This window comes from Achromobacter marplatensis, from assembly GCF_002209535.1.
Lineage (GTDB): Bacteria > Pseudomonadota > Gammaproteobacteria > Burkholderiales > Burkholderiaceae_B > Achromobacter > Achromobacter marplatensis.
In genome coordinates this window covers 112,998-138,228 of sequence record NZ_NJIG01000008.1, presented here as the reverse complement: position 1 = coordinate 138,228, position 25,231 = coordinate 112,998, and the positions used below count along the sequence as shown (strand labels likewise).

At 65.3% G+C, this 25,231-nt stretch carries 15 protein-coding genes; 2 read left to right on the top strand and 13 right to left on the bottom strand.

Annotated features, from left to right (window positions below; all coding sequences use genetic code 11):
• Positions 1–19: 19 nt before the first annotated feature.
• Positions 20–1,291 carry a CaiB/BaiF CoA transferase family protein gene (locus tag CEY09_RS20105; protein ID WP_088590018.1) on the top strand — a complete coding sequence of 424 codons (1,272 nt, stop codon included), beginning with the start codon at positions 20–22 and terminating at the stop codon, positions 1,289–1,291.
• Between the two features lie 328 nt (positions 1,292–1,619).
• On the opposite strand, the gene CEY09_RS20100 is transcribed toward CEY09_RS20105, so the two are convergent.
• The 13 genes from CEY09_RS20100 to clpS all read right to left on the bottom strand — a co-directional run bounded on the left by CEY09_RS20100 (position 1,620) and on the right by clpS (position 24,681).
• Positions 1,620–2,348 (bottom strand): ABC transporter ATP-binding protein, encoded by a 729-nt coding sequence (locus tag CEY09_RS20100; protein WP_088590017.1) that lies wholly within the window; start codon positions 2,346–2,348, stop codon positions 1,620–1,622.
• Positions 2,345–3,148: an ABC transporter ATP-binding protein gene (locus CEY09_RS20095; RefSeq protein ID WP_006227898.1), complete on the bottom strand. Its 804-nt coding sequence runs from the start codon at positions 3,146–3,148 to the stop codon at positions 2,345–2,347. Before CEY09_RS20095 ends, CEY09_RS20100 begins: the two co-directional genes overlap by 4 nt.
• Entirely contained in the window at positions 3,145–4,233 is a 1,089-nt protein-coding gene (locus tag CEY09_RS20090) for an ABC transporter permease subunit (protein ID WP_088590016.1), read from the bottom strand. The genes CEY09_RS20095 and CEY09_RS20090 overlap by 4 nt, the downstream gene beginning before the upstream one ends.
• Entirely contained in the window at positions 4,230–5,081 is an 852-nt protein-coding gene (locus CEY09_RS20085) for a branched-chain amino acid ABC transporter permease (protein WP_390882138.1), read from the bottom strand. The genes CEY09_RS20090 and CEY09_RS20085 overlap by 4 nt, the downstream gene beginning before the upstream one ends.
• Before the next feature lie 234 nt (positions 5,082–5,315).
• Positions 5,316–6,461 (bottom strand): branched-chain amino acid ABC transporter substrate-binding protein, encoded by a 1,146-nt coding sequence (locus tag CEY09_RS20080; RefSeq protein ID WP_088590015.1) that lies wholly within the window; start codon positions 6,459–6,461, stop codon positions 5,316–5,318.
• 263 nt (positions 6,462–6,724) lie between these two features.
• A complete protein-coding gene (gene putA / locus CEY09_RS20075) occupies positions 6,725–10,546 on the bottom strand; it encodes a trifunctional transcriptional regulator/proline dehydrogenase/L-glutamate gamma-semialdehyde dehydrogenase (protein WP_088590014.1) in 3,822 nt (1,273 codons plus the stop codon).
• A 144-nt stretch (positions 10,547–10,690) separates the two neighbouring features.
• Entirely contained in the window at positions 10,691–11,335 is a 645-nt protein-coding gene (locus CEY09_RS20070; RefSeq protein WP_377785551.1) for a PqiC family protein, read from the bottom strand.
• Positions 11,336–11,340: 5 nt separating this feature from the next.
• A complete protein-coding gene (locus CEY09_RS20065; protein ID WP_088590012.1) occupies positions 11,341–13,011 on the bottom strand; it encodes a PqiB family protein in 1,671 nt (556 codons plus the stop codon).
• A 43-nt stretch (positions 13,012–13,054) separates the two neighbouring features.
• Entirely contained in the window at positions 13,055–14,404 is a 1,350-nt protein-coding gene (locus tag CEY09_RS20060; RefSeq protein WP_088590011.1) for a paraquat-inducible protein A, read from the bottom strand.
• Positions 14,404–16,716 (bottom strand): ATP-dependent Clp protease ATP-binding subunit ClpA, encoded by a 2,313-nt coding sequence (clpA, locus tag CEY09_RS20055; RefSeq protein WP_006227890.1) that lies wholly within the window; start codon positions 16,714–16,716, stop codon positions 14,404–14,406. The genes CEY09_RS20060 and clpA overlap by 1 nt, the downstream gene beginning before the upstream one ends.
• A gap of 55 nt (positions 16,717–16,771) precedes the next feature.
• On the bottom strand, positions 16,772–18,991 hold the full coding sequence (gene pbpC / locus CEY09_RS20050; protein ID WP_088590010.1) for a penicillin-binding protein 1C: 2,220 nt from the start codon (positions 18,989–18,991) through the stop codon (positions 16,772–16,774).
• Complete coding sequence (locus CEY09_RS20045) at positions 18,988–24,213, bottom strand: alpha-2-macroglobulin family protein (RefSeq protein ID WP_167390119.1); 5,226 nt, start codon at positions 24,211–24,213, stop codon at positions 18,988–18,990. The genes pbpC and CEY09_RS20045 overlap by 4 nt, the downstream gene beginning before the upstream one ends.
• A 153-nt stretch (positions 24,214–24,366) precedes the next feature.
• Entirely contained in the window at positions 24,367–24,681 is a 315-nt protein-coding gene (gene clpS / locus CEY09_RS20040; RefSeq protein WP_006220276.1) for an ATP-dependent Clp protease adapter ClpS, read from the bottom strand.
• A gap of 226 nt (positions 24,682–24,907) precedes the next feature.
• Between clpS and CEY09_RS20035 the strand changes: the two genes are divergently transcribed.
• Positions 24,908–25,153, top strand: a complete 246-nt coding sequence (locus CEY09_RS20035) for a cold-shock protein (RefSeq protein WP_006220277.1) — start codon at positions 24,908–24,910, stop codon at positions 25,151–25,153.
• Positions 25,154–25,231 lie beyond the last annotated feature (78 nt).

Below are 25,231 nucleotides of genomic sequence, written 5' to 3'. Positions count from 1 at the left end.
CGCCGATCAAGGAACCTGCATGCATAACGACACCCGCGGCTCCGGCCGCCCGCCCTCCTCCACCTCCGATGCGCCCGTCGGCGCGTTGGCCGGCATGCGCGTGATCGAGCTGTCGCAGATCATGGCCGGCCCTACCTGCGGCATGATGCTGGCCGACCTGGGCGCCGACGTCATCAAGGTCGAAAAGATCGATGGCGGCGACGATTCCCGCCAGTATCGCGACCCGCAGATCAACGGCATCTCGGCGCCCTACCTCATGCTCAACCGCAACAAGCGCGCCATCGCCCTGGACTTGAAACACCCCGAAGGCAAGAAGGTTCTGCTGCGCATGATCCGCGACGCCGACGTCGTCACCGAGAACTTCCGCAAGGGCACGATGGAAAAGCTGGGGCTGGGCTACGACACGCTGCGCCAGGAAAACCCGGGCCTGATCTATTGCGCCGTATCGGGGTACGGCACCACCGGCCCCTACGCCGACAAGGGCGGCTTCGACCTGGTCGCGCAGGGCTTCTCCGGCCTGATGGCCATTACCGGCGAACCTGGCGGCCCGCCGCTGCGCACCGGCAATTCCGTGGCCGACATCAATGCGGGCCTGCTGGCCGCGTTCGGCGTGCTGGCCGCGTATCAGCACAAGCAGCGCACCGGCGAAGGCCAGATCGTCGAGACCTCGTTGTTGGAAGCCAGCCTGCAGCAACTGTACTGGCACGCCGCGATCTACTTCGGCAGCGGCGTCTCCCCCGGCCCCACCGGTTCGGCCCATGTACTGAGCGCGCCCTACCAGGCATTCCCCACGGGCACGGACTGGATCATCATCGGCGGCGCGAATGAAAAGAACTGGCAGCGCATCGCGCAAGCGCTGGGCAAGCCGGAGTGGGCGGACGATCCGCGCTACGCCCGCAACCGCGATCGCATGAACAACCGCGACGAACTGGTGGCGGAGATGTCGGCCATCCTGGAGACGCGCAGCGCGCAGGAATGGCTGGACGTTTTCGACGAGGCCGGCGTGCCCGCCGGCCCGGTGCATTCGATCGCGCAGGCGCTGTCGCATCCGCAGACGCTGGCGCGCGGCATGGTGGTCGAGCAGGACCACCCGGTGGCCGGCAAGGTACGCACCGTCGGTATGCCGGTGAAGTTGTCGGCCACGCCCGCGCAATACCACCGCGCGGCGCCTCGCCTGGGCGAGGACACCATCGCGATCCTGGGAGAGTTCGGCTACGGCCAGCAGGAAATCGACGCACTGATCGAGGCCGGCGCGGTCATGGCCGTGGACCGTGAACGCGCACCGGCTTAGCGCTTTGTTTTGGCAGCATTGCTGGCGATCGGTTTTGTGAGGCAGGGTTCTTGAGCCGCCGGCGTCCGGACTGCGGGATTCCGATGCTCGCCCCGGTGGGGCTGCGCTTCGGATCCCTCCGCCCGACCACCGGCTCACGGCATTTGCCCGTGAACGGGGTCCCAAACCAACGCATGAGGCCGCCGTCAGCCGAGGACCCCGGAGCCATCCGAAGCGCAGCCCCACCGGGGCGAGCATCGGAATGGCGCAGGGCAGCCTCGGCGGCTAAAGAACCTTGACATCCGCAAGCTCGAAGCCCTGCCGCCCCGCACCCAAGATCGGCCGCGCCCTACTCGGACTCGCCCAGATAGGCCGCGCGCACCTTGGGATCGTGCAGCATGTCGCCGGCGGGCCCGGACAGGATGATCTCACCCGACTCCATCACATAGCCGCGATGGCTGTTCTCCAGCGCCAGGCGCGCGTTCTGCTCGATCAGCAGGATCGTGACGCCTTCGCTGGCGATGGTGCGCACCACCTCGAAGACCTTCTCGACCATCAAAGGCGCCAAGCCCATCGACGGCTCGTCCAGCAGCAGCAGCTTGGGGCGCGCGATCATCGCGCGGCCCATCGCCACCATCTGCTGCTCGCCGCCGGACAAGGTGCCCGCCGCTTGCTTGCGGCGTTCGGCCAGGCGCGGGAACAGCGTGAAGACGCGGTCGGTGTCCTGGCGGACCTGCGCCGCATCCCGGCGGATGTACGCGCCCATCGCCAGGTTCTCCTCGATGGTCAGCTGGCCGAAGATGCCGCGGCCTTCCGGCACCATGACCAGGCCTTTGCGGACCAGTTCATGCGATTTCTGACCGCCGATCGATTGGCCGCCATAGACCACTTCGCCGCCCGCCAGCGGCACCAGGCCGCAGATGGCGCGCAACGTCGTGCTCTTGCCGGCGCCGTTGGCGCCGATCAGGCACACGAGTTCGCCTTCGTCCACGCGCAGATCGATCCCGCGCACCGCGCGGATGCCGCCGTACGAGACCTGCAGGCCGCGCAGTTCCAATAAGGGTTGGGATGCCGTCATGTTGCCGGGCTCTCTTTGTTAATCAGCGGGTCCTGCGCCGCGCCGGCGCCCAGATACGCTTCGATGACCTTGGGATCGCGTTGCACCTGGGCAGGCTTGCCCATCGCCAGCACCTTGCCGTATTCCAGCACCAGCACGCGGTCGCACAGCCCCATGACGAGCTTCATGTCGTGTTCGATCAGCAGCACCGTGACGCCGTCGCCGCGGATCTTTTCGACCAGCTTGCGCAGCACCACGGTTTCCGACGCGTTCATGCCGGCGGCGGGTTCGTCCAGCGCCAGCAGCTTGGGATCCGTCGCCAGGGCGCGCGCGATCTCAAGCCGGCGCTGGTCGCCATAAGGCAGCGAACGCGCGACGTCGTTGGCGCGATGGCCGATGCCCACGTAATCCAGCAGCTCTTGCGCCCGCGCCTCGATGGCGGCCTCTTCGGCGCGCGTGCCGCGCGTGCGCAGCACGGCGCCCAGCACGCCCGCCTTGGTGCGCATGTGGCGCCCGATCATCACGTTCTCGATGGCCGACAGGTTGGCGAACAGGCGGATGTTCTGGAAGGTGCGCGCCAGGCCCGCAAAGGCGACTTCATGCGGCTTCTTGCCCGACATGGATTCGCCATTGAAGGTGCAGCTGCCCTCTTCCGGGATGTACAGGCCGGTCAGCACGTTGAACAGCGTGGTCTTGCCCGCGCCGTTCGGGCCGATCAGGCCATAGATCTCGCCTTGCTCGATATCGAAACTGACGTCCGACAAGGCTTGCAGGCCGCCGAAGCGCTTGCCCAGGCCCTGGGCTTGCAGCAGTTTGCTCATGCCGCGCCTCCTTGCGTCTTGGTGGCCAGTTCACGCTTGCGCACCGCCGACGGCCACAGGCCCGCAGGACGGAACAGCATGACGCACACCATCGCCAAGCCGAACAGCAGCATGCGGATGCCTTCGGGGTCCAGGATCACGGCGCCGAACACCATGTGCTGGAACGGCTCGACGACCGCACGCAGGAACTCTGGCAAGGCCGCCAGGATCAACGCGCCCAGGATCACGCCCGGGATATGGCCCATGCCGCCCAGCACCACCATGCACAGGATCGAGATCGATTCCATCAGCGAGAAGCTCTCGGGGCTGACAAAGCCCTGCATCGACGCGAACAGCGCGCCCGCCACGCCGCCGAACGAAGCGCCCATCGCGAACGCCAGCAGCTTGATGTTGCGGGTGTTGATGCCCATCGCCTTGGCGGCGATCTCGTCTTCACGAATGGCTTCCCACGCGCGGCCGATGCGCGAATTCTGCAGGCGCACGCACACCACGATGATGATGAGCGTCAGCGCGAGCAGCAGGTAGTAGTACTTCTCGGGCCCGGTGAAGCGGATGCCGAAGAGGCTTTCCGTGCGCCCGAACGCGAATTCGCCCACCTTGAAGGTGTCGATGCGGTTGATGCCCTGCGGCCCGTTGGTGATGTTGATCGGGGCGTTCAGGTTGTTCAGGAAGATGCGAATGATTTCCCCGAAGCCCAAGGTCACGATGGCCAGGTAGTCCCCCCGCAGCTTCAGCGTGGGCGCCCCCAGCAGCACGCCGAACAGGCACGCCACCGCCAGCGCGATCGGCAGGATCGCCCAGAACGGCAGGTGCAGCCCGAAGTGCGGCGAGGCCAGCAAGGCCCAGGTATAGGCGCCCACCGCGTAGAACGCGATGTAGCCCAGATCCAGCAGGCCGGCAAAGCCCACCACGATGTTCAGGCCCAGCGACAGCATCACGTACAGCAACGCAAAGTTCAGGATGCGCACCCAGCTTTGCCCGGCCATGCCGATCACAAAGGGCAGCACCGCCAGCACGATGCCGATCAGCGCGATGCCGATCAGGTTGCGGGTCGACAGCCCGCTTGCTTTCAACGAGGAACTCATGCGCGGTCTCCCACTCGTTCGCCCAACAGGCCGGACGGACGGAAGATCAACACCAGCACCAACACGAAGAACGCGAACACGTCCTGGTAATGGCTGCCCAGGAAGCCCCCGGTCAGGTCGCCGATGTACCCGGCGCCCAGCGATTCGATGATGCCCAGCAGCAAGCCGCCGGCCATCGCGCCCACCATGTTGCCAATGCCGCCCAGCACGGCGGCCGTGAACGCCTTCAGGCCCAGCATGAAGCCCATCGTGTATTGAGACACGCCGTAATAGGTCGCGACCATCATGCCCGCCACGGCGGCCAGCGCCGAACCGATCAGGAACGCGGCCGAAATGACCGTATTGATGTTCACGCCCATCAGGCCCGCCACTTCACGGTTCTGCGCGGTAGCGCGCATCGCCGTGCCCAGGCGGGTCTTGTGCACCACGGCCAGCAGGCCGCCCATGATCAGCGCCGCAATCACCACGATGGCGATCTGCAGCGTGCTCATGCGCGCGCCGGCGAATTCGAAGACGTGCGGCGACAGCACCTGCGGGAAGTTCAGGTAGTTGCGGCCCCAGCCCATCATCGCCACGTTCTGCAGGATGATGGACACGCCGATCGCCGTGATCAGCGCCGCCAGGCGCGGTGCCCGGCGCAGCGGCCGGTAGGCCACGCGCTCGGCCGTCCAGCCCACCGCCATGCACAGCGGCACGGACACCAGCAGGCCCACGCCCAGCACCACGAAGGCGGACACGCCGGGATCACCGCCCACCAGCGAAATGGCGATCGTCGTGGCCGCCATGGCGCCGATCATGACGACGTCGCCATGCGCGAAGTTGATCAGCCCGATGATGCCGTACACCATGGTGTAGCCAAGGGCGACCAGGGCGTACACGCTGCCTAGCGTGACGCCGTTAATCAGTTGTTGAATGAAGATATCCATAGGGGCCGCGGAAATAAGCCTGGAAAAGTCGCGCGGGACGCGCGGCCGGAGCCGTCACGGGCCGGGCGCGGGGTGCGCGCCGCACACGCCGGGCGGCGCGTGCGGACAAAGTGGGCGGACACCGGCGCGGCCGGCATCCGCCTGGTTCAACCCGCCTTAGTTGGCCTGGCTGACCATCGTTTCAACCATCTCCCACTTGCCGTTCTTGACTTCGTAGATGGTGACCGAGATTTCCTTCAGATCGCCCTTGGCATCGTAGGAAATGTGCTCGCTGGTGGCGCCCTTGCGGTCCAGCTTGGCCAGCACGGGCAGGTACTTCTCGGGCTTGGCGGAACCGGCCTGCTCGATCGCGGTGATCATGTTCCAGGCGCCGTCGTAGGCGTAAGGCGCGTACACGCCGGGGGCCTTCTTGAAGCGCGCCTGATAGCGCTGTTCGAAGTCCTTGCCCGCGACCATCTTGTCCAGCGGCACGCCGGCAAGCGAGGCATAGGTGCCGTCGGCGGCGTCGCCGGCCAGCTTGATGAACGTGTCGCTGCGGGTCATTTCACCCGAGACCAGCGGCGCCTTCAGGCCCAGCGTGGCCAACTGGCGCTTCATCGGGCCGGATTGCGCATCCAGGCCGCCGTAGAAGATCGCGTCGGGCGCGGAACCCTTGATGTTGGTCAGGATGGCGGTGAAGTCGTTGGCCTTGTCCGTCGTGTACTCACGGCGGACCACTTCGCCACCGGCGGCCTTGACGGCCTTTTCGACTTCGTCGGCCAAGCCCTGGCCGTAGGCGGTGCGGTCATCGATGATCGCAACCTTCTTGGCCTTCAGGTTCTGCACCATGAACTTGCCGACCGCGGCGCCCTGCTGGGTGTCGCTGGTCATCATGCGGAACGTGGTTTCGTAGCCCTGCTTGGTGTATTCGGGCGAGGTCGCCATGGCGATCTGGGGCAGACCGGCCTCATGGTAGACGCGCGACGCGGGGATCGTCGTGCCGGAGTTGAAGTGGCCCAGGATGCCCACGACGTCCTGGTCGACCAGCTGTTGCGCCACCTGCACGCCCACGCGCGGATCGGCCTGGTCATCACGCGACACCAGCACGAATTTGGCCGGCTGGCCATCAACCTTGATGCCCTTCTTGTTCGCTTCTTCCAGGGCCAGGTTCAGGCCGTTCTGCATGTCTTCGCCGTAGTGCGATTGCGGACCCGTCAGCGGGGCGGCAAAGCCGAGCTTGATGTCGGCGGCGTGGGCGGCGGCCGTCATGCCGACGGCGGCGATGCTGGCGGCGAGAAGCTTCAAAGTGGTGCGGAACTTCATGGGGAATCCTCCGGGGTGTCGGACGTATTGCCTTGTTATACCTGAGCTTTTAGCCAGGCTTTTGGTTTCTTTTACTACCGCAGCCCCGGCGGTGACCAGGTGCTGCGCATGCATTTTCTGCAAAGTCCGGATGCCGGGTTGCGACATCCGGACTTGAGGTGCGACCGGATTTTGCTTCCAGTGCAACCTTGCCCGATATTGGAGATAACCCTCGGTTACTGGACGATCACCCCGGTAGTCCGGGAGTTACCGTCCGGTCACCTTCAGCCGATCGTCATGAGGCTGGCGTTGCCGCCTGCCGCGGCGGTGTTGACGCTGATGGAGCGCTCGGTCAGCAAGCGTTCCGGCACGTAGCCGGCGCCGGCCGCCAGGGCGTCGGACGTCAGGCCATGCACCGACAGGATGGCACCCGGACGCTGCGCGATGCGCTGGTTCAGCGCCTGCAGCGCGTCGCCATCACCCTCGAACAGCACGGCCTGGTAGTCCGCCTGATCGACCTCGTCGTCGGCCAGGATGCCCGCCTGCCCTTGCTGTTCGGCATCCAGCGTGGCCAGCAGCGCCTGCGCGGCCGGCGTGTCGGCGAACCAGGCATGGTTGCCCGTCAGGCGGGCCACCGACCATTGCGCCCGTGCGCCGGCCTCGGTCGCCGCCACGCAGTAGACGGCGCCGCGCGGTTCGACCATATAGGTATTGGTCTCGCCGGTGGGGCCGGGCAAGGCCATGCGCTGCGGCAGGGGCGCCGCGGCGTCCAGCGCAGGCGGCAAGCCCGCCGGACGCGTGCCCAGCAGACGGTACATATACAGCGGACCGCCCGCCTTGGGACCAGTGCCCGACAGGCATTCCCCGCCAAAGGGCTGCACGCCCACGACCGCGCCCACAATATTGCGATTGACGTAGACGTTGCCGGCGTGCACCTGCCCCGTGACGTGTGCGATCGTTTCGTCGATACGGGTATGCACGCCGAAGGTCAGGCCGTAGCCGGTGCCATTGATGGCGTCCAGCAAGGCGTCCAGCTCATCGCGCTTGTAGCGCACCACGTGCAGCACCGGGCCGAACACTTCGCGCGTCAGTTCGCTGATGTGGTCGATTTCGATGATGGTGGGCGCCACGAAGGTGCCATGGCGGCATTCGCCGTTCAGTTCAACCTGGTCCACGCGATGGCCTGCGGTACGCATCGTCTCGATGTGCCGCTGGATGCCGTTGCGCGCGTCGGTATCGATGACCGGACCCACGTCCACAGACAGGCGATCCGGATTGCCCACGCTCAGCTCGCGCATCGCGCCGCGCAGCATCGTCAGCACGTGGTCGGCGTTGTCTTCCTGTACGCACAGCACGCGCAGCGCCGAGCAGCGCTGGCCGGCCGAGTCGAAAGCCGAGCTCAGCACGTCGAACACCACTTGCTCGGACAGCGCCGACGAATCCACCACCATCGCGTTCTGGCCGCCGGTTTCAGCGATCAGCGGAATGGTGTGGCCGTTATCGTCCAGGCGATCGGCCAGCGTGCGCGCGATGATGCGCGCCACGTCGGTCGAGCCCGTGAACATCACGCCGCGCACGGCGGGGCTGGCGACCAACTGGGCGCCCACGGTCTCGCCGCGGCCCGGCAGCAGTTGCACGGCGCCGGCAGGCACGCCGGCCGCGCGCAGGATGGCCACCGCTTGCGCGGCGATCAACGGTGTCTGCTCCGCAGGCTTGGCCACCACGGTATTGCCAGCGGCCAGGGCCGCCGCGACCTGACCCGTGAAGATGGCCAGCGGAAAGTTCCAGGGGCTGATGCACAGCACGGTGCCCAGCGGGCGGTGCGTGTCGTTGCTGAATTCCTGTTCGGCCTGGTCGGCGTAGTAGCGCAGGAAGTCCACGGCTTCGCGTACTTCGGCGATGGCGTTAGGCAGCGACTTGCCGGCTTCGCGCACGATCAAGCCCAACAGGGTCTGCATCTGCTCTTCCAGCAATTGCGCCGCGCGGCGCAGGCACTGCGCCCGCTCCGCCACCGGCGTCGACTGCCAGATGGGGGCCGTGTTGGCGGCCGCGCGCAAGGCGGTGTCGGCCTCGTCGGCTTGCGCTTCGATCACATGGCCCACGATGTCGCGCAGGTTGGCGGGGTTGCGCACTTCGATGGCGCGCGCCGCATCCCAGGCCTCTGCGCCCTCGCCCAGCATCGGACCCGCACGCCACGGCGTGCCGGCGCTGGCCAGCAATGCGGCGGACAGCGACCCCAGCCGGTGTTCGTTCGTCAGATCCAGGCCCGCCGAGTTGGCGCGGGCGCCCTGCTGCGGATTGCCATAGAGTTCACGCGGCAGCGCGATCTTCTCGTGCGGCGCGCCCAGCGGCACGATGCGCGAGGCGGCTTCGACCGGATCGGCGACCAGCGTTTCCACCGGAATGCTGTCGTCGCCGATCAGATTCACGAACGAAGTGTTGGCGCCGTTTTCCAGCAGGCGGCGCACCAGGTAGGCCAGCAGCGTTTCGTGCGTGCCGACCGGTGCATAGATGCGGCACGGACGGTTCAGCTTGCCCTGGGCCAGCGGGCCCACCACTTCGTCGTACAACGGTTCACCCATGCCGTGCAGGCACTGGAACTCGTACTGGCCGGGATAGTAGTTCTGGCCAGCCAACTGATAGATGGCCGCCAGCGTGTAGGCGTTGTGCGTAGCGAACTGCGGATACACGGCTTCGGGCGCGCCCAGCAGCTTGCGGGCGCACGCCAGGTAGGCCACGTCGGTGTACAGCTTGCGGGTATAGACGGGATAGCCTTCCAGGCCGTCCACCTGGGCGCGCTTGATCTCGCTGTCCCAGTATGCACCCTTGACCAGACGCACCATCACGCGATGGCGGCTGCGGCGGGCCAGGTCGATCACGTAGTCGATCACGAACGGCGCGCGCTTCTGATAGGCCTGGATGACGAAGCCGATGCCGTTCCAGCCGTCGAGCTCGGGCGCGAAACAGAGCGCTTCCAGCAAGTCCAGCGAGATCTCCAGGCGATCGGCTTCCTCGGCGTCGATGTTCAGGCCGATGTCGTAGCTGCGGGCCAGCGCCGTCAGCGCCTTCACGCGCGGCAGCAGTTCCGCGATGACGCGTTCGCGCTGGCTGCGCGAATAGCGCGGGTGCAGCGCGGACAGCTTGATCGAGATGCCCGGGCCTTCATAGATGCCGCGGCCGGCCGCGGCCTTGCCGATGGCGTGGATGGCCTGCTCGTACGAAGCGTAATAGCGTTCGGCGTCTTCCGCGGTGGTCGCGGCTTCGCCCAGCATGTCGTAGGAATAGCGGAAGCCACGGGCTTCCATCTTGCGGTTGTTGGCCAGCGCTTCGGAAATGGTCTGGCCCGACACGAACTGCTCGCCCATCATGCGCATGGCCATGTTCACGCCCTTGCGCACCAGCGGCTCGCCGCCCTTGCCGATCAGGCGGGTCAGCGCCTTGGACAGCGATTGCTCGCTGCTCACGGCCACCAGCTTGCCGGTGATCATCAGGCCCCAGGTCGCGGCGTTGACGAATAGCGACTGCGAACCGCCCATGTGGGACTTCCAGTCGCCGCGGGCGACCTTGTCGCGGATCAGCGCGTCGCGCGTGGCGCGGTCGGGAATGCGCAGCAGCGCTTCGGCCAGGCACATCAGCGCCACGCCTTCCTGGCTGGACAGCGAAAATTCCTGGATCAACCCTTCGACGCCGCCGCCCTTGCGCTTGCCACGCAGCTTCTTGACGAGGTCGGACGCCATCGCATGCACCTTTTCCAGGTTCGGCATGCGGGCCTGGCCCAGCAGCAGCGGCACGCACTCCGGCTCGGGGCGGCGATAGGCCGCGGTGATGGCTGCGCGCAGCACGGACTGCGGCTGCACGTCCTGGCCAAACTCGTAGAACGGCGGCGTGGGCGCCGACTGGGTATCGCCGGCGTCGTCTTCCGTGCCGGCATCGATGCCCAGATGCGACATTTCGGCAGGCAGATGGCCGCGCTCGATCTTGTCCAGGTAGGCAAGGATTGCCTGCTTGTGCAGCCAATGCGGCGTGCAATTGAGCTTGTGCGCGGCTGCCTTCAGGCGGTCGCGTAGTGCGTCATCGACTTTGACGCCAAGGGTCGTGCTGGCCATAAGAGATTGCTTCCTGTCGCATGGCAAAGGTAATACTGGATCCGAAAGGAATCCAGCATGGGTAGGACCGTATGCTAGACAGGTTGCAACCGTGTTTGTATTAAGGTTAACCCTAGGTTAACCACTTGAGATCACGCGGCTTTCTCAGTCCTTCAGGGCTGAGCAACCCAGCATTTGCACCGAACCCGAGCCTGCCGGGGTCTGCCCACGCATGGCCGAGGCCATGGCGCCAGCCAGGCTGACCACCGCGCGCTGCTGGGCGGTGATCAACGCCGGCACGCCGGCTTCCGAAACGTTTTCCGTGACCACGCTGCGGCAAATCAGGCCCGTGCCCTTCATGTTGACCGGGCGTACGCGCCAGGTGGCATCCAGCTGCGCCATGCTGCCCGAGACGAGCTCAAAGCGCTGCACGTCGGTCTGCACCCGCCACACCGCGGCGCCGGGGCCGGGCTTGACCATCTGCACATCCAGCGCGCCCAGCTCCCGCTTCAACGCATCGGATAGCGCGCCGCGCAGCTCGTCGCCCAGCGGCGAACTCCAGCGTTCGGAATACAACGCCGACACACTGCCGTCGCCGGTGCGCACCATCAACTGCGGCTGATCGGCCTGAGTGGACAGGCTGACGGGCTGGACTTCGATCAGGAAGGCCGCCGGAGCAGCCGCCGCCGACGCCGGGGCCGCCGGCCCTTGCAGCGTGTAGTAGTGCACCGGTGGCGACGAGCCGCAGCCCGCCAGGGCAGCGCCCGCAACCAGCAGGGACAGGACGGTACGCATCGAGGAAATAGTCATGTTCTTCAGTTCCTGACAGGGCCAGCGCCGGGAATCGGATCATTGCCGCGGCCACGCAGCAAGGCTTCGGGGTTCGATTGCAGGAAATCGGCCAGTGCGCGCAGGGAACGCGCCGCGCGGCTCAGCTCCTGCATCGCCTTTTCGGTATTGACCGGCAGGGACGCGTCCGAGGCCAGCATGGCATTGATGTTCGCCATGGACTCCTTGGCCTGCTTCAGCATGCTCTGCGCTTCCGGCGCCACCTGCTTGTCCAGGCGGTTCATCAGCTTGGACGTGCTGGCCAGCGTAGTCCGCAGGTCTTCGCCAATCTTGTCGAACGGAATCTTCTCGATCTTGGCGACGATATTGCTGACCTGCTGCTGCAACTGATCCAGGTTGCCCGGGATGGTCGGGATGATCGCCGGGTCGGACGGCTTGAAATCCACCGGCTTGGCATTCGGGAAATCATCCAGCACCACATACAGCTGGCCCGTCAGCAGGTTCGACGTGCGCAACTGTGCGCGCAGGCCGTGCTTGATCATCACGCCCAGCAGGCGGTTGCCAGCCGCGTCGCCGTCCTTCACTGCCCGGTCGCGCACTTCTTCGTACACCCGGCCCAGGCGTTCCGGATACAGCGTCGCGTCCACCAGCGAATAGAAGCGCTTGGAGACCGGATCGAAGTCCAGGTTGATCTGCGTGACGTTGCCCAGCGTGATGCCGCTGAAGTCGATCGGCGCGCCCACCGCCAAACCGCGGATCGATTGGTCAAAGCGCATGCGGATCGGGAAAGCCTCGCCGTCCGGGTTGGCCTTGGCGGCCGACTCGGTGGGATACAGGTCGAAATGGGCATCGGCAGGTGCCGGCGAGGCGCCGTCGCGCGCACTCTGGACGGGCTCGAACGCCACGCCGCCCACCGCCATGGACACCAGCGACTGCGTGCGCACCTTCAGGCCGTCCGCGTTCACGCTGAAGTCCACGCCGCTGGCATTCCAGAAGCGCGTGCCGTTGGTCACGAACTTGTCGTTGGGCGCATCCACGAACACTTCGACATTCACGGCGCCGCCCGTCTTGTCCAGCGCATAGCCGATCACGCGGCCAACATTGATGCGGCGGAAGTAGACGGGTGACCCGATGTCCAGCGAACCCAGATCCGAGGCCTTGAGCATGAAGCGCTTGCCGGCACGATCATGCGTGACCGCTGGCGGAATCTCCAGCCCTTCGAAACTGAGCTTGGTGGCCTTGCTGGTGGATCCGTTCTTGCCCTCGACCGCGTCCACGCCAATGTAGGCGCCGGACAACAATGTGCCCAGGCCGGACACCCCGCTGACATCCAGCCGCGGCCGGACCACCCAGAAATTGGTCCCTTCGCGGGCCAGGTCCGCCACTTCCTTGGCCAGCTCCGCCTGCACGACCACCTTGCTGCGGTCGCTGTTAAAGCCGATGGACTTCACCGTGCCGATGTTCACGTCCTTGTAGCGCAGCTGGGTCTTGCCCACTTCCAGCCCTTCGGCCGTATTGAATGAAATGGAGATGTCCGGGCCGGCCTGCATCCACGTGCGCACGACCAGCGATATGCCCATCAGCGCCGCGACGATCGGCACCAGCCAGATCCATGAAATCCGGCTCTTTTGCTTGCGCGAGATGGTCGGCGATTGGTACTTCTTTTCGTCACCGGATCCAGGAGCTTGGTCGGACATCAATTTTCCTTTTTTCTTCTCGTGTGGCGAACCACGGGTGTTGCTAGCCCACTTCCTTGCTTGTTACAGGCGCCACGGGCGACGGCGCGGACTGCGGCGCTTGCTCGGGGCGGGTCCGGCCCTCGACCTCAGGCATATCGATCTCGCTTTCGCCTGCCAGATCCCAACTGCGCCGCAGATCGAAGCTCATGGCCGCCAGCATGGTCAGGATCACCACCACGCCAAAGGCCGCGGCGCCCGCGCCGGCGCTGATTTCCATCAGTCCCTGAAAATCAGCCAGCGCCGCCAGCAATATAACGACAAAAACGTCAAGCATCGACCATTGGCCAATGAACTCGACCATTTGATACAGGCGGGTACGCGGCCGCAGGTTGGTGGTGCTGCGCCATTGCTCGGTCAGCAGCAGCAGGATCAGCGCCAGCAGCTTGGTCAGCGGCACGGCCACGCTGGCGATGAAGACGATCAGCGCGATGTCCCAGGACCCCATCTGCCAGAGCTCGACCACGCCGCCCAGGATGGTGTGGGCGCTGTCGCCCAGCACGGAACTGACCTGCATGACGGGCAGCACGTTGGCGGGAATGTAGAAGACGACCGCCGCCAGCAACAGCGCCCAGGTGCGGGCCAGGTGGTCCGGCTTGCGGTAATGCACGACGGCTTCGCAGCGCACGCAATGGTGTTCTTCTTCGGGGTCCGCGTCGCGCGGCAGGGCCTGGACCTGCCCGCACACATGGCAGCCGGCCAGCACCGTATCAGGGCTGCTTTCGGGGATATGGACGGGTGCGACGCCCGCGGATTCCGCGAAACGCCACAGCACATGCGGCGACAGGCGCCCCAGCATCGTCAGGAAAATGGTCAGCACGCCGAAGGCGCCCAGCCCGATGCCGGGCGACACCGCGGCCATGCCGGCCAGCTTCACCACCGCCACCAGCACGCCCAACAGGAACACGGGCACCATGCACCAGGGCCGCAGCACGCCCAGCAGACGCATTGCGCCACGGAATCCCGCGGGCTCGCGCCCTTGCGACAAGGGGCCCAGCACCCAGAGCAGCACCGTCAGTTGCAGGAGCGGCAGCGCAAAACCGGCCAGGCCGGTCATGATGGCGACCACCCAATGGCCTTGGCGCCAGGTGATGGAAATGGCGTCCAGCAACGACGCCTGCTGCACCATGCCCTGAACGGACATGGAAGCGACCGGGTAGGCGTTGGCCACCCCGAAGATGATCAGGGCAGAGATGGCGAGAGCCAGCCAATTGGACAAAGTAAGCCCGCTGTAGCGCCAGAGTATGGCTCCGCAGCGGGCGCAATTGGCAGTCTCGCCAGGTTCAAGCTGATGTCGGCGATAAACGCTTGCGCAATGTTCGCACTCGATCAGCGGCTGGCGGTCCGCGGTCATCAATCGATCAGTTCGACTTCCTGCTTGTCCGGCGCATCCGACGAAGGCGGCTTGCCGCTGTCGTCGAAGTCCAGCGTCACCTTGCCCGCATCGTCCAGGTCGACCGTGACCGAACCCCCGTCGACCAGCTTGCCGAACAGCAGTTCGTCGGCCAGCGCGCGGCGGATGGTGTCCTGGATGAGACGTTGCATGGGACGTGCGCCCATGAGCGGATCGAACCCCTCCTTGGCAAGGTGTTCGCGCAGTTTCGTGGTGAACACGGCTTCCACGCGGCGCTCATGCAGCTGGTCTTCCAGTTGCATGAGGAACTTGTCCACCACGCGCAGGATGACCTCGCGGTCCAACGCGGCAAACGGAATGATCGCATCAAGGCGGTTGCGGAATTCCGGCGTGAACATGCGGCGAATTTCCGCCATTTCGTCGCCCAGCATCCGCGAATTGGCAAACCCGATCGACGGGCGATTCAAGGTTTCGGCGCCCGCATTCGTCGTCATGATCAGGATGACGTTGCGGAAGTCCGCCTTGCGGCCGTTGTTGTCGGTCAGCGTGCCGTGATCCATGACCTGCAGCAGGATGTTGAACACATCCGGATGCGCCTTTTCGATTTCATCCAGCAGCAGCACGCAATGCGGCTGCTTCGTGATGGCTTCGGTCAAGAGGCCGCCCTGGTCGAACCCCACGTATCCCGGCGGCGCACCGATCAGGCGCGACACCGCATGGCGTTCCATGTATTCCGACATGTCGAAACGCAGCAGCTCGACACCCAGCGTGAACGCCAGTTGGCGTGCCACTTCGGTCTTGCCCACGCCCGTGGGACCCGACAGCAGGAATGCGCCGATCGGCTTTTCCGGTTTGCCCAGGCCCGAGCGCGCCATCTTGATGGCGGCAGCCAGCGCATCGATGGCGCCGTCCTGGCCGAACACGACCGTCTTCAGGTCGCGGTCCAGCGTCGCCAGCTTGCTGCGGTCGTCGTTGGAGACGGATTGCGGCGGAATACGGGCGATCTTGGAGACGATGTTCTCGATGTCCACCTTGCCGATCACCTTCTTCTGGCGCGAACGCGGCAGCAGGCGCTGTGCGGCGCCGGCCTCGTCGATCACGTCGATGGCCTTGTCGGGCAGATGACGGTCATTGATGAAGCGCGCGGACAGCTCGGCGGCGGCCGACAGGGCGGCAGCCGAATAGCGCACGCTGTGGTGTTCTTCGAAGCGGCTCTTCAACCCGCGCAGGATCTGCACGGTCTGCTCGACGCTGGGTTCGGGCACGTCAATCTTCTGGAACCGGCGCGACAGCGCGTGGTCCTTTTCGAACACGCCGCGATATTCCGTATACGTGGTGGCGCCAATGCACTTGAGCTGCCCGGATGACAAAGCGGGCTTCAACAGGTTGGACGCGTCCAGCGTGCCGCCCGAGGCCGAACCGGCGCCGATCAGCGTATGGATTTCGTCGATGAACAGGATCGCATCGGGGTTGCCGCGGATCTGCTTGAGCACGCCCTTCAGACGCTGTTCGAAATCGCCGCGGTACTTGGTGCCGGCCAGCAACGCGCCCATGTCCAGCGAAAAGACCTGGGCGGCCTGCAGGATTTCGGGCACTTCGCCGCGCGTGATGCGCCAGGCCAGGCCTTCGGCGATGGCGGTCTTGCCCACGCCGGCCTCGCCGACCAGCAGCGGGTTGTTCTTGCGGCGGCGGCACAACACCTGGATCACGCGCTCGACTTCGTGCTCGCGTCCGATCAGGGGATCGATGCGGCCCGCCAGCGCAGCGGCGTTCAGGTCGGTGGCGTACTGATCCAGCGGCGACTGACGCGATTCGCCCTGCTCTTCACCATTGGTCTGCTGCTCTTTCTGCACGGCGGCGGACTCCACCTGGGGCTGTTTGGTAATGCCATGCGACAGGAAATTGACCACATCCAGCCGTGTGACGCCCTGCTGTTGCAGGTAATACACAGCGTGGGAATCCTTTTCGCCGAAAATGGCCACCAGCACGTTTGCGCCGGTGACCGGCTTCTTGCCGGTGCCGCCTGCGGAAACATGCATGATCGCGCGCTGGATCACGCGCTGGAAGCCCAGCGTCGGCTGCGTGTCGACCTCGGCGCCGCTGGGGATCACGGGCGTGTTCTCCGAGACGAACTGGCGCAGGTTGCGGCGCAAGTCGTCCAGGTTCGCCGCGCAAGCGCGAAGGACCTCGACTGCCGAAGCGTTATCGAGCAGTGCCAACAGCAGATGCTCGACGGTAATAAATTCGTGCCGGGCCGAACGGGCCTCGACGAAAGCCATATGCAGGCTGACTTCAAGCTCTTGAGAAATCACGCTTCCTCCGTATTGCATCGAAGCGGTCAAATACACGATTCATATTCTATGCCGATCATGGCGTAACGCCAGCGATTTCAAAAACCACGCTGTCGTGACGGCCTTGTGTGTCCATGACGGTAAGCGTATACCGGCCGTCTTGCGCCAGCACCAATTTAAACGGATGACTCGACGCGCCGTGATTCACCACGCGCCCATCAAGCATCCACCATACTTCGCCTTCAGCGCCCTGCACATCCACATCCAGCGCCACCTGCCGACTTCCGGGCACGGGCCGCAGCACCGATCCCTTGGCCACGCCACCCAGGCGCAATGGCCCCTGCGTGGCGTCGGCGTAGCCGGCAAAAGACGGCGGCGCCGTATCATTCAGCAGCCAGGCCGCGCGCTGTTCGGGGCATTCCCCCGAGGGCACGCTGCCCAGTCTGTAACCCAAGGGCCAGCACGTAACTGCCGCCTGCACCGTTTCGGGCCGGCTACGCACCTGCTGCACCCCTTCCGGCAACGCCTGCACAATGTCCTGCAGTAGCGGCGCCGCCACATTCGCCCCGAAAAACCCGGGGTTCGGTGTCCCGTCCGGCCGGCCGACCCAGACGCCAAGCGTCCATCTGTCGGTCACCCCGATCGCCCAGGCGTCCCGAAAACCGAAGCTGGTCCCGGTTTTCCAGGCCAGCCGCCGGGCCGGGCTGCCCGACTGGTAGAAAGGCCGGTCGGGATGCCCGCCGCCTTCCAGAATATCGCGGACGATCCAGGCGGCTCCAGCACTCATCATACGGGACTCGATCCGCGGCTGCTCCGCGCCCAAACGCGGCCGGCCGGAGATCCCGCCCCGGGCCAACGCCCGATAAGCGCCGACCAGTTCTTCCAATGTGGTGCCACCCCCGCCCAAAATCAAGCTCAAATTCGGTTCGGCACCGGCCGGCAAACGTAACCGGACCCCGCCAGCCAGCATAACCGAGGCGAAACTGACGGGGCCGACGCGGTCCAGCAGGTCCACGGCCGGCACGTTCAACGACCGCTGCAGCGCCTGCGACACGCTGATCGGCCCGGAAAACGCCGCCTGGAAATTACCCGGCGCGTAGCCGCCGAACGACATCGGCGCGTCGATCAGCAGGCTTTCGGAATGGATCAGGCCTTCATCCAGCGCCTGCGCATACAAAAACGGCTTCAGAGTAGAACCCGGCGAACGCACGCCGCGCACCATATCCACATGGGCGTAACGGGTATCGTCGGAAAAATCGGCGGATCCGGCGTAGGCCTTGACCTCAAGCGTATCGTTGTCCATGACCAGCACCGCCATCGACACCTTGGGCGGCAGGCCGTCGACGCGGTCCAGCAACATGCGTTCCACCGCGGCCTGCATGTCGGCGTCCAGCGTGGAAGCAACCAGAGGCGGGCGCTCGCCCGGCCGGCGCTTGGCGGACTTGCCGCCCGCTTCCTGCAACAGGCGCTGGGCGGCCAGCGGCGCCAGCCAGCGCGCCCGCAACGGCGGCGCGATCACGGTTTCGATCTTGGCGTCGGCGACTTCCGCCGGCGTCCACCGGCCCAGTTCGGCCATGCGGTCCAGCACCTTGTCGCGGGCCGTCTGCGCCGCCTCGGGATGGCGGTCTGGGCGCAGGCGCGACGGCGCCTGGGGCAAGGCGGTCAGCATGGCGGCTTCGGCCGGGCTCAGGTCGCGGGCAGGCTTGCCCAACCACAGGCGCGACCCCATTTCCACGCCTTCCACAATGCCGCCCATTGGCGCGTGCGTCAGATACAAGGACAGGATTTCGTCCTTGCTGTAGTGCATTTCCAACTGCACGGCGCGCCACGCCTGGCGCAATTTCGCGGACATCGACCGCGACGGCTTGCCTGCCAGTTGCGGATCGATCAGGCGTGCGACCTGCATGGTCAACGTGGACCCGCCCGACACGATGCGACGGTTGGTGGCCCATTGCCAGCCCGCGCGCGCCAGCGCGACCGGGTTCACCCCGGGGTGCCAGTAGAACCAGCGGTCCTCATAGGTCAGCAAGGTATCCAGATAGCTGGGCGACACCTGATCCGGCTTGACCGGATAACGCCAGATGCCGTCGCGGCTGGGGTAGTTGCGCAGCGGCGTGCCGTCGGCGGCGACGACAACCGCCGCCCCGCCGGAGTCGATGGCGGGAAGCGGATACAGGCGGTCGAGCACGAATAACAACGCGGCCAGCGCAAACAACACGCTGGCCGCGATGATGCCGCGCCGCCGCCAGCGACGGGCGCGCTGGGCGCCCGTCGCTGGGGTGGCGGCGGCGGTCAAGGACGCTTGGCGCCGCGATCGCGGATGTCGACCGTGCTCCACTGCTCACCCACGCCACGGATTTCCGGACGGTACATATCCTCGGCCACCGTCGACGGCACCGCGAAGCGGCCCGGCGTCACGACGCGCACCAGATAGAACACGTCCACCTTGCCGCGGCCGAGAGACACGGCGGCCACGTAACGGTCGTCGCGGAACTCGCGATGCTTGATGTTGGAATCGGACATGGCTTCGGCCACGCGGCGTCCGCCAATCGTCCATTCCTGCATCTCGGGGCTTTGCGACAGGTTCAGGTTCTCGACTTCGAAGCCCGCGGGCACGCGGTCCTCGATCAGGGCATCGGGGATGCTCTGGTTGGCCGATGCCTGCAGCCACACCACCAGCATGTCACCGGTCTGCAGCGTGCCGCCATCCCACGGCTTGCCGTCCGGGCGGTACCAGCCGCGCTTCAACTGGATCACGTCATTGCGCGGCTTGGGCGCAACCGTCGGGCTGCCCTGGATGTCGTACTCCACAAACAGCGATTGCGAACCGGTGTTGACCAGCTGCGTATTGGCCAGGTCGGCGGCCGACAGCGCCACCGTCTGGTCGCTCTTGCCGCCATCCAGCGGCTTGTGCGCGCCGTTGACCGTCAGCGAAGCTTCCCACGGGGTGCCCTTGTCGCCGCCGATCGCACGCGCGGCCAGCAACAGCGACATCCGTTCCTGCGTCGACAGGTACGAGCGGTTGCCCAGGCGGGCGGTCAACTGCGTCAGCAGGTTTTCCAGGCGCTCGTGCTTCAAGCCGTACTGGTTGGCCAGCGCATACGCCAGCGAGTAATCACGCACGCTGCTGCCATAGTCGCCCAGCCATTCGTCGTAATAGGCGTTGTAGTTGCGGCGCGGGAAACCGTACTCGCGCGTCATGGCGGCGTCCAGCGCGGACTTCATGCGCCCTTCGTCGCCCATCAGCTTGAATGCGGCGGCCAGCTGGATCAGCGGCAGCGGCGAACGCGCGCGCTCCTGGTAGTTGTCGAACAGCTGGCGGACCGTCGACAACGGCGCCTTCTTGTCGCGGGCCAACGCCAGCACTGCAGTCGCCAGGCCGGCGAAACGGCGATGGTCTTCACGCAGGATGTTGGCGTCATTGCCATCGATGCGGCCTGCCTCGACGTTGCGGCGCAAGTTCACGGACCAGGTGCCGAAGCTGTTCGACGTCTGCTGCACTTGCTCCAGCAGCCACTGGCGCGAACGGTCCAACGTGGCTTCCGGCACTTCGAAGCCCTTGTCGCGTGCATCTTGCAGGAAGCCCACGGCATAAGCCGTCAGCCAGACGTCGCGGGATGTCGAACCGCTCCACAGGTTGTAGGAACCCACGGCGTTGCGCATGCCCGACAGGCGGGCGATCGCGCCCGAGACCTGGGTGGCGCGCTCCGTCTGCGAGCGCGGCTTCAGGCCGAACTGCTTGGCGACGTCTTCGTCGATCAGCACCCACGGCAAGGCACGGCTGATGGTCTGCTCGGTGCAGCCGTACGGATAGGCAAGCAGGCCTTCGACCAGGCGGTTGACGTTGAACGGCGGACGGTTCGACACCGTCATGCTGATCAAGGCCGAATCCGGATAGTACGAAGACACCCACGACGCCTGCGGCGTGTTCGACTCGCCCGGGTTCAGGCGCAGGCGGCGCACCTGGCGTTCGCCCGCATAGGCCGGCTGCACCTGCAAGACGGATTCGCGCACGATGTGCACCGGCTTGCCGCCCCCCTGGCCGTCGACGGTCAGGCGCATCAGGCCCAAACCGTACGAGCCGGTGGTGGTAGCGTTAAAGCGCAGGGTCGTGCGTTGCTTATCCTTCAGCGTCAACGTGCGCACGCCATCCGGAATCGCCAGGGGGTCCAGCGCTTCCAGCTTGACCGTGATCTTCTGTTCGGCGCCGCTCAGGTTGGTCACGTCCAGCGCAATCGCCGCCTGGTCGCCCGGGGTGATGAAACGCGGGGTGTTCAGTTCAGCCACGATCGGCGCCGCCACCACCATTTCGGTGTCGGTGCTGCCGTAGTTGTCGGCCGTGAAGGCCACGGCCATCAGACGCAGCGTGCCGTTGAAATCAGGCAGGTCCAGCGGAATGTCCGCTTCGCCTTGCGCGTTCAGCGTTACCGGGCCCGAGAACAGGTCGACCAGCTTGACCTTCTTCGGCAGGCTCTTGCTGTCGCCGCGCATGGCGGCGTCACCGCCCCACTTCAGCTTGCCCTTGGTGCCGTCCATCTTTTCGATCAGCTTGCCGTACATGTCCAGCAATTCGGGCGCGTAACGGTGCTTGCCGAAGAAGAAGTCCAGCGGATCGGGCGTGGCGTATTGGTTGATGTTCAGGATCCCGACGTCCACGGCCGACAGGGTCACCGTGGCCTGCTTGCCCTGGGCGCCGTCCACCTTGACGCGCACGGTCGTCTTGTTTTCCGGCACGGCCTTGGGCGGCGCGGTCAGCTTGACGTCCAGCTTGCGGTCGGCGCTGGCGATCGGCAGGAACGCCAGGCCCAGCGCACGCGCCGGGGTCACGCGGTCGCCTTCGCTGCCCGGACGGAATACGGCGGCAGCCACGTACAGATCGTGACGCTTCCAGTCCTTGCTGATGGGGATTTCGACTTGGGTGCCCGTCGCCTTCACGGCAACCCACGTGGACCACAGCATGCGGTCGCCTTCGACCGTCACCAGGGCCTGGCCGTCATGCGGCGGGGTCAGCGTCACTTTGACGGTGTCGCCCGGCTTGGCCGGCACGCCTTCAAGCTTCATCTGGACGCGGTCCGGACGGTTGCCCATCGCATCGGCGTCCTGCGCGTTCCAGCCCGCATAGAAGCGGTAACGCATCGTCTCGCCCGTTTCCGGGTCGGTCAGTTCCAGGCGATAACGGCCCCACTTGACCGGCACGGTCAGTTGGGTGCGGTCGGTCAGCGCGATCTCGCGCGAATCGAGCAGTTCGTCGGTTTCGGTATAGCCGCTGTTCCAGCCGCGCTGGTCATCGAAACGCCAGTAGTACTGCCGCTCTTCGCGGAACAGGCGCATCTGGGCCTGGGCCAGCGGTTCGAGCTTGCCTTGCGCGTTTGCGCGGATCACTTCAAACGTGGCGGGCGCGCCTTCGCGGGCCACGTCACTGTCGAATTGCGGACGCACGCCGATCAGCTTGTCGGCGGGCCAGACGCTGCGTTCGATGGAACGCACCACCGGACGGCCGCCGGATTCCAGCAGGCTGGCCGATACCCGCAGCTTCATGGGCGAATGCGTGCCGGCGGTGCTGGAGGGGACTTCCAGCTGCGCATAGCCCTTGTCGTCCAGCGCCGCTTCCGGCAGTTCGCCGAACGAGCGGCGCGAATCGTCAGCCACGTCACCGAAAATGAAGCCCGGCCATTGCTGGGCCAACGCAAAGCGGTCGCGCTTGACCTGGAAGGTCGACAGCAGCCGATTGCCGGCGGCCGGCGCCCCATACAGGTAGTCGCCCTGCACGTCGACGGTCAGGTCGTCGCCGACCGACAGCACTTCCTGTTCAGAGGTCAGCGCCATCTTCATGCGCTCGGGCAGGAATTCCTCGACCTGGAACTTCCACGACGCGTCCGGCGCGCGCGAAGCGGGATCCACCCTCAGCTCGAGCAGCCACGAACCGGTCTGCGCATCCAGCGGCAGCTCGATCGAACGCTCGACGTAACCCACCAGATCTTTCTTGGGCTGCCACAAGGTGGTCTGCACCACGCGGCCGTCAGGACGCTTGATCGTAGCAGTGAGCGGCGCCGGGGTCAGCACGCGGCCGTCCAGGTCGCGCGGCAGCACCGACACGTTGAACGTTTCGCCGGGGCGGTACAGATTGCGGCCCGCGTAGACGAACAGGTTGTTCGGGCGCGAGGTATGGCCGCCCGTGTCGAATTCCGACAAGTCCAGCGCGGGCTCGGCCAGCGCCAGAACGGTCATTTCCTTGTCGCGCGATGCGCGAATGACGCGCGCATTCGTGAAGCTGCCTTCGAAACGGACATGGCCCTGCGAATCGGCGGCGGCCTTGGCCAGCGACTTGCCGGCGCCGTCCACCAATTCAAACGTGGCGCCCGAAATGGCCTGGCCCGTCTTCAACGACACGGAATAGGCTTCGATGCGGTCGCTGTAGCGGCGCGCATGCAGGCCGATGTCGCTCACGTAGAAATACGTGACCTGGTATTCGTAGCGGAAACGGCCGGGCTGGCTCATGACCGCGATGTAGATGCCGGGCTCTTGCAGTTCCTTCACGCCTTCGACAGGCAGGAACGTCACATGGCGGCGGTTGGGCTTGTCGTCAGTGAGGAAACGGCCTTGATAGACGCTGGTCGTCAGCGAATTCAGGCGGTCCAGGTCCCAGTTGCTGACCGAGCCCTTCAGGCTGCGGTTGTCCGAATAGCGCCAACCGTCTTCTTCGTCGTAGCCGCCTTCTTCATCGTTGGACTCGGCAGCGGTGTTGCGGCCGATGCCCAGGACGGTTTCGAACAGCTCCGGCACACGGTCCGGGGCCACGCGCAGGAACTGCACGTCCACTTCGGACACATTGACCGTCGCCACGGGCAGGCCGCCATTCTGACCGGCCGGCAGCACGACCCCGCGGCTGGCGAAGTAGAACGACGGCGGCATGGCCTGGGTATCGACCTCGCAGTTCGACGATTCGGCCAGCACGACCTTGTCGCCCACGCCGGGCAGACCCGAACGCACCGTGATTGCATACTTGCGCTGCGGCTGGATGTACGGGAAATACACCATCCGCGGATTCTCGCCCACGACCCAGTTGCCCTTGACGATCTTGCCCTTGGGCGCGGCGTCGCCCGGCTTCACGGAAGCCGGCTGGTCGTTCGGGGACGCGGCGGATTCGCTGTCCTGGTCGTCCTTGCCGGACGTGGAGCCGATGTCGGTCACCTGGAGGAAGCTATCCAGGTTTGCCTTGCCGTCCACGGGTTGCGTGAACGTGACGGAGAGCGACAGCGTGTCGTTATATTGACGCGGCTGGCAGGTCAGCGCCGCGAAGGGGTCAGCCGCCCCGACCACCGCGCTGGCCGGCAGCGCCGGTTTGCCGTCGCCGGAAGCCGCAGCTGGCGTATTCGCCGCCGGAGAGGTTGCGGCGGGTACGGGGGAAGGCGTGGCCGCTTGGCGGTCCTTGCCCATCCACCAGCCCGCGCCGATGGCCCCTGCCAAAACCACAACGCCGGCTACCGCCAGCCATGTCTTGCTGATCTTTCCACTCACGGCAAACCCCTCCGCCTTACTCAAATTCAATGCTCCTTTGCGGCGGAGCTGCCGACCAACTTGTCCGCGTGCTTCCCGGTACGCGGATACTACTTTCCTGCAAATGACGGACAGCACAACGCCGCCATCGCTGGCGGCGTCTTCTCTTGGTTATTAGACCGGTTCCATCACACACTGCAGCGGGTGCTGACGCGCCCGCGCATACTGCCCGACCTGGGCAATGCGCGTCGCCGCGAGGTCACGGGGATACACCCCGCAAACCCCACGCCCTTCGTGATGCACCTGAAGCATGATCCGCGTTGCCTCTTCGTGGTTCTTATTGAAGAATTTTTGCAGGACTTTCACGACGAACTCCATCGGCGTGTAGTCGTCATTGAGCAACAGGACCTGGTACATCGGAGGCGGTGCGGCGCGTGCCGGTGCCTTCTCGACGGCCAAATCATGCTGGGTATCCAAGGTAGAACTCATAGGGCGGCTATTCTATTTAAACTGGGGACGCCTAACGTGTAACTTACGCAAAATTACACGCAGAAATACGTAGTTTCCATACTTGACGACACGAAGAAAAGCAGCGCATTATCAGCGCATTCTGGGGTTTTCAACTCATCGAAAATCTGCCAGGAAGCCGGAGGGGGGACAGGGGTCTTGACCGCGATGCCCTTCTGTCAACATACGATTCAATGAGGCAGGCCGCATGTCTGATACGACCGCAACCGCCGTCCAAGGGGACAATCCCAAATCGACGGGCACCGTCAAATGGTTCAACGATGCAAAGGGGTTCGGCTTCATTACGCCCGACGACGGCGGTGAAGATCTGTTCGCCCACTTTTCGTCCATCCAGATGAATGGTTTTAAAACCCTGAAAGAAGGCCAGAAAGTGGCCTTCGAAATTATCCAGGGGCCCAAAGGCAAACAGGCACTTAATATCACGGCTGCCTGAGTTACCCTTAAAGTGCAACGGTAAGGTTGCGCCATTAATTCAGGCGGGGCTTTCGAGCCCCGCCTTGTTATTTTCACT

What these genes read in the sequence shown, in the direction of transcription:
- CEY09_RS20105 (WP_088590018.1), top strand. Translation starts at nt 20, where the DNA reads ATGCATAACGACACCCGCGGCTCCGGCCGCCCGCCCTCCTCCACCTCC.
- CEY09_RS20085 (WP_390882138.1), bottom strand. Translation starts at nt 5,081, where the DNA reads ATGGTGTACGGCATCATCGGGCTGATCAACTTCGCGCATGGCGACGTC.
- CEY09_RS20080 (WP_088590015.1), bottom strand. Translation starts at nt 6,461, where the DNA reads ATGAAGTTCCGCACCACTTTGAAGCTTCTCGCCGCCAGCATCGCCGCC.
- CEY09_RS20070 (WP_377785551.1), bottom strand. Translation starts at nt 11,335, where the DNA reads ATGACTATTTCCTCGATGCGTACCGTCCTGTCCCTGCTGGTTGCGGGC.
- CEY09_RS20090 (WP_088590016.1), bottom strand. Translation starts at nt 4,233, where the DNA reads ATGAGTTCCTCGTTGAAAGCAAGCGGGCTGTCGACCCGCAACCTGATC.
- CEY09_RS20095 (WP_006227898.1), bottom strand. Translation starts at nt 3,148, where the DNA reads ATGAGCAAACTGCTGCAAGCCCAGGGCCTGGGCAAGCGCTTCGGCGGC.
- CEY09_RS20065 (WP_088590012.1), bottom strand. Translation starts at nt 13,011, where the DNA reads ATGTCCGACCAAGCTCCTGGATCCGGTGACGAAAAGAAGTACCAATCG.
- CEY09_RS20100 (WP_088590017.1), bottom strand. Translation starts at nt 2,348, where the DNA reads ATGACGGCATCCCAACCCTTATTGGAACTGCGCGGCCTGCAGGTCTCG.
- CEY09_RS20035 (WP_006220277.1), top strand. Translation starts at nt 24,908, where the DNA reads ATGTCTGATACGACCGCAACCGCCGTCCAAGGGGACAATCCCAAATCG.
- putA (WP_088590014.1), bottom strand. Translation starts at nt 10,546, where the DNA reads ATGGCCAGCACGACCCTTGGCGTCAAAGTCGATGACGCACTACGCGAC.
- clpS (WP_006220276.1), bottom strand. Translation starts at nt 24,681, where the DNA reads ATGAGTTCTACCTTGGATACCCAGCATGATTTGGCCGTCGAGAAGGCA.
- CEY09_RS20060 (WP_088590011.1), bottom strand. Translation starts at nt 14,404, where the DNA reads ATGACCGCGGACCGCCAGCCGCTGATCGAGTGCGAACATTGCGCAAGC.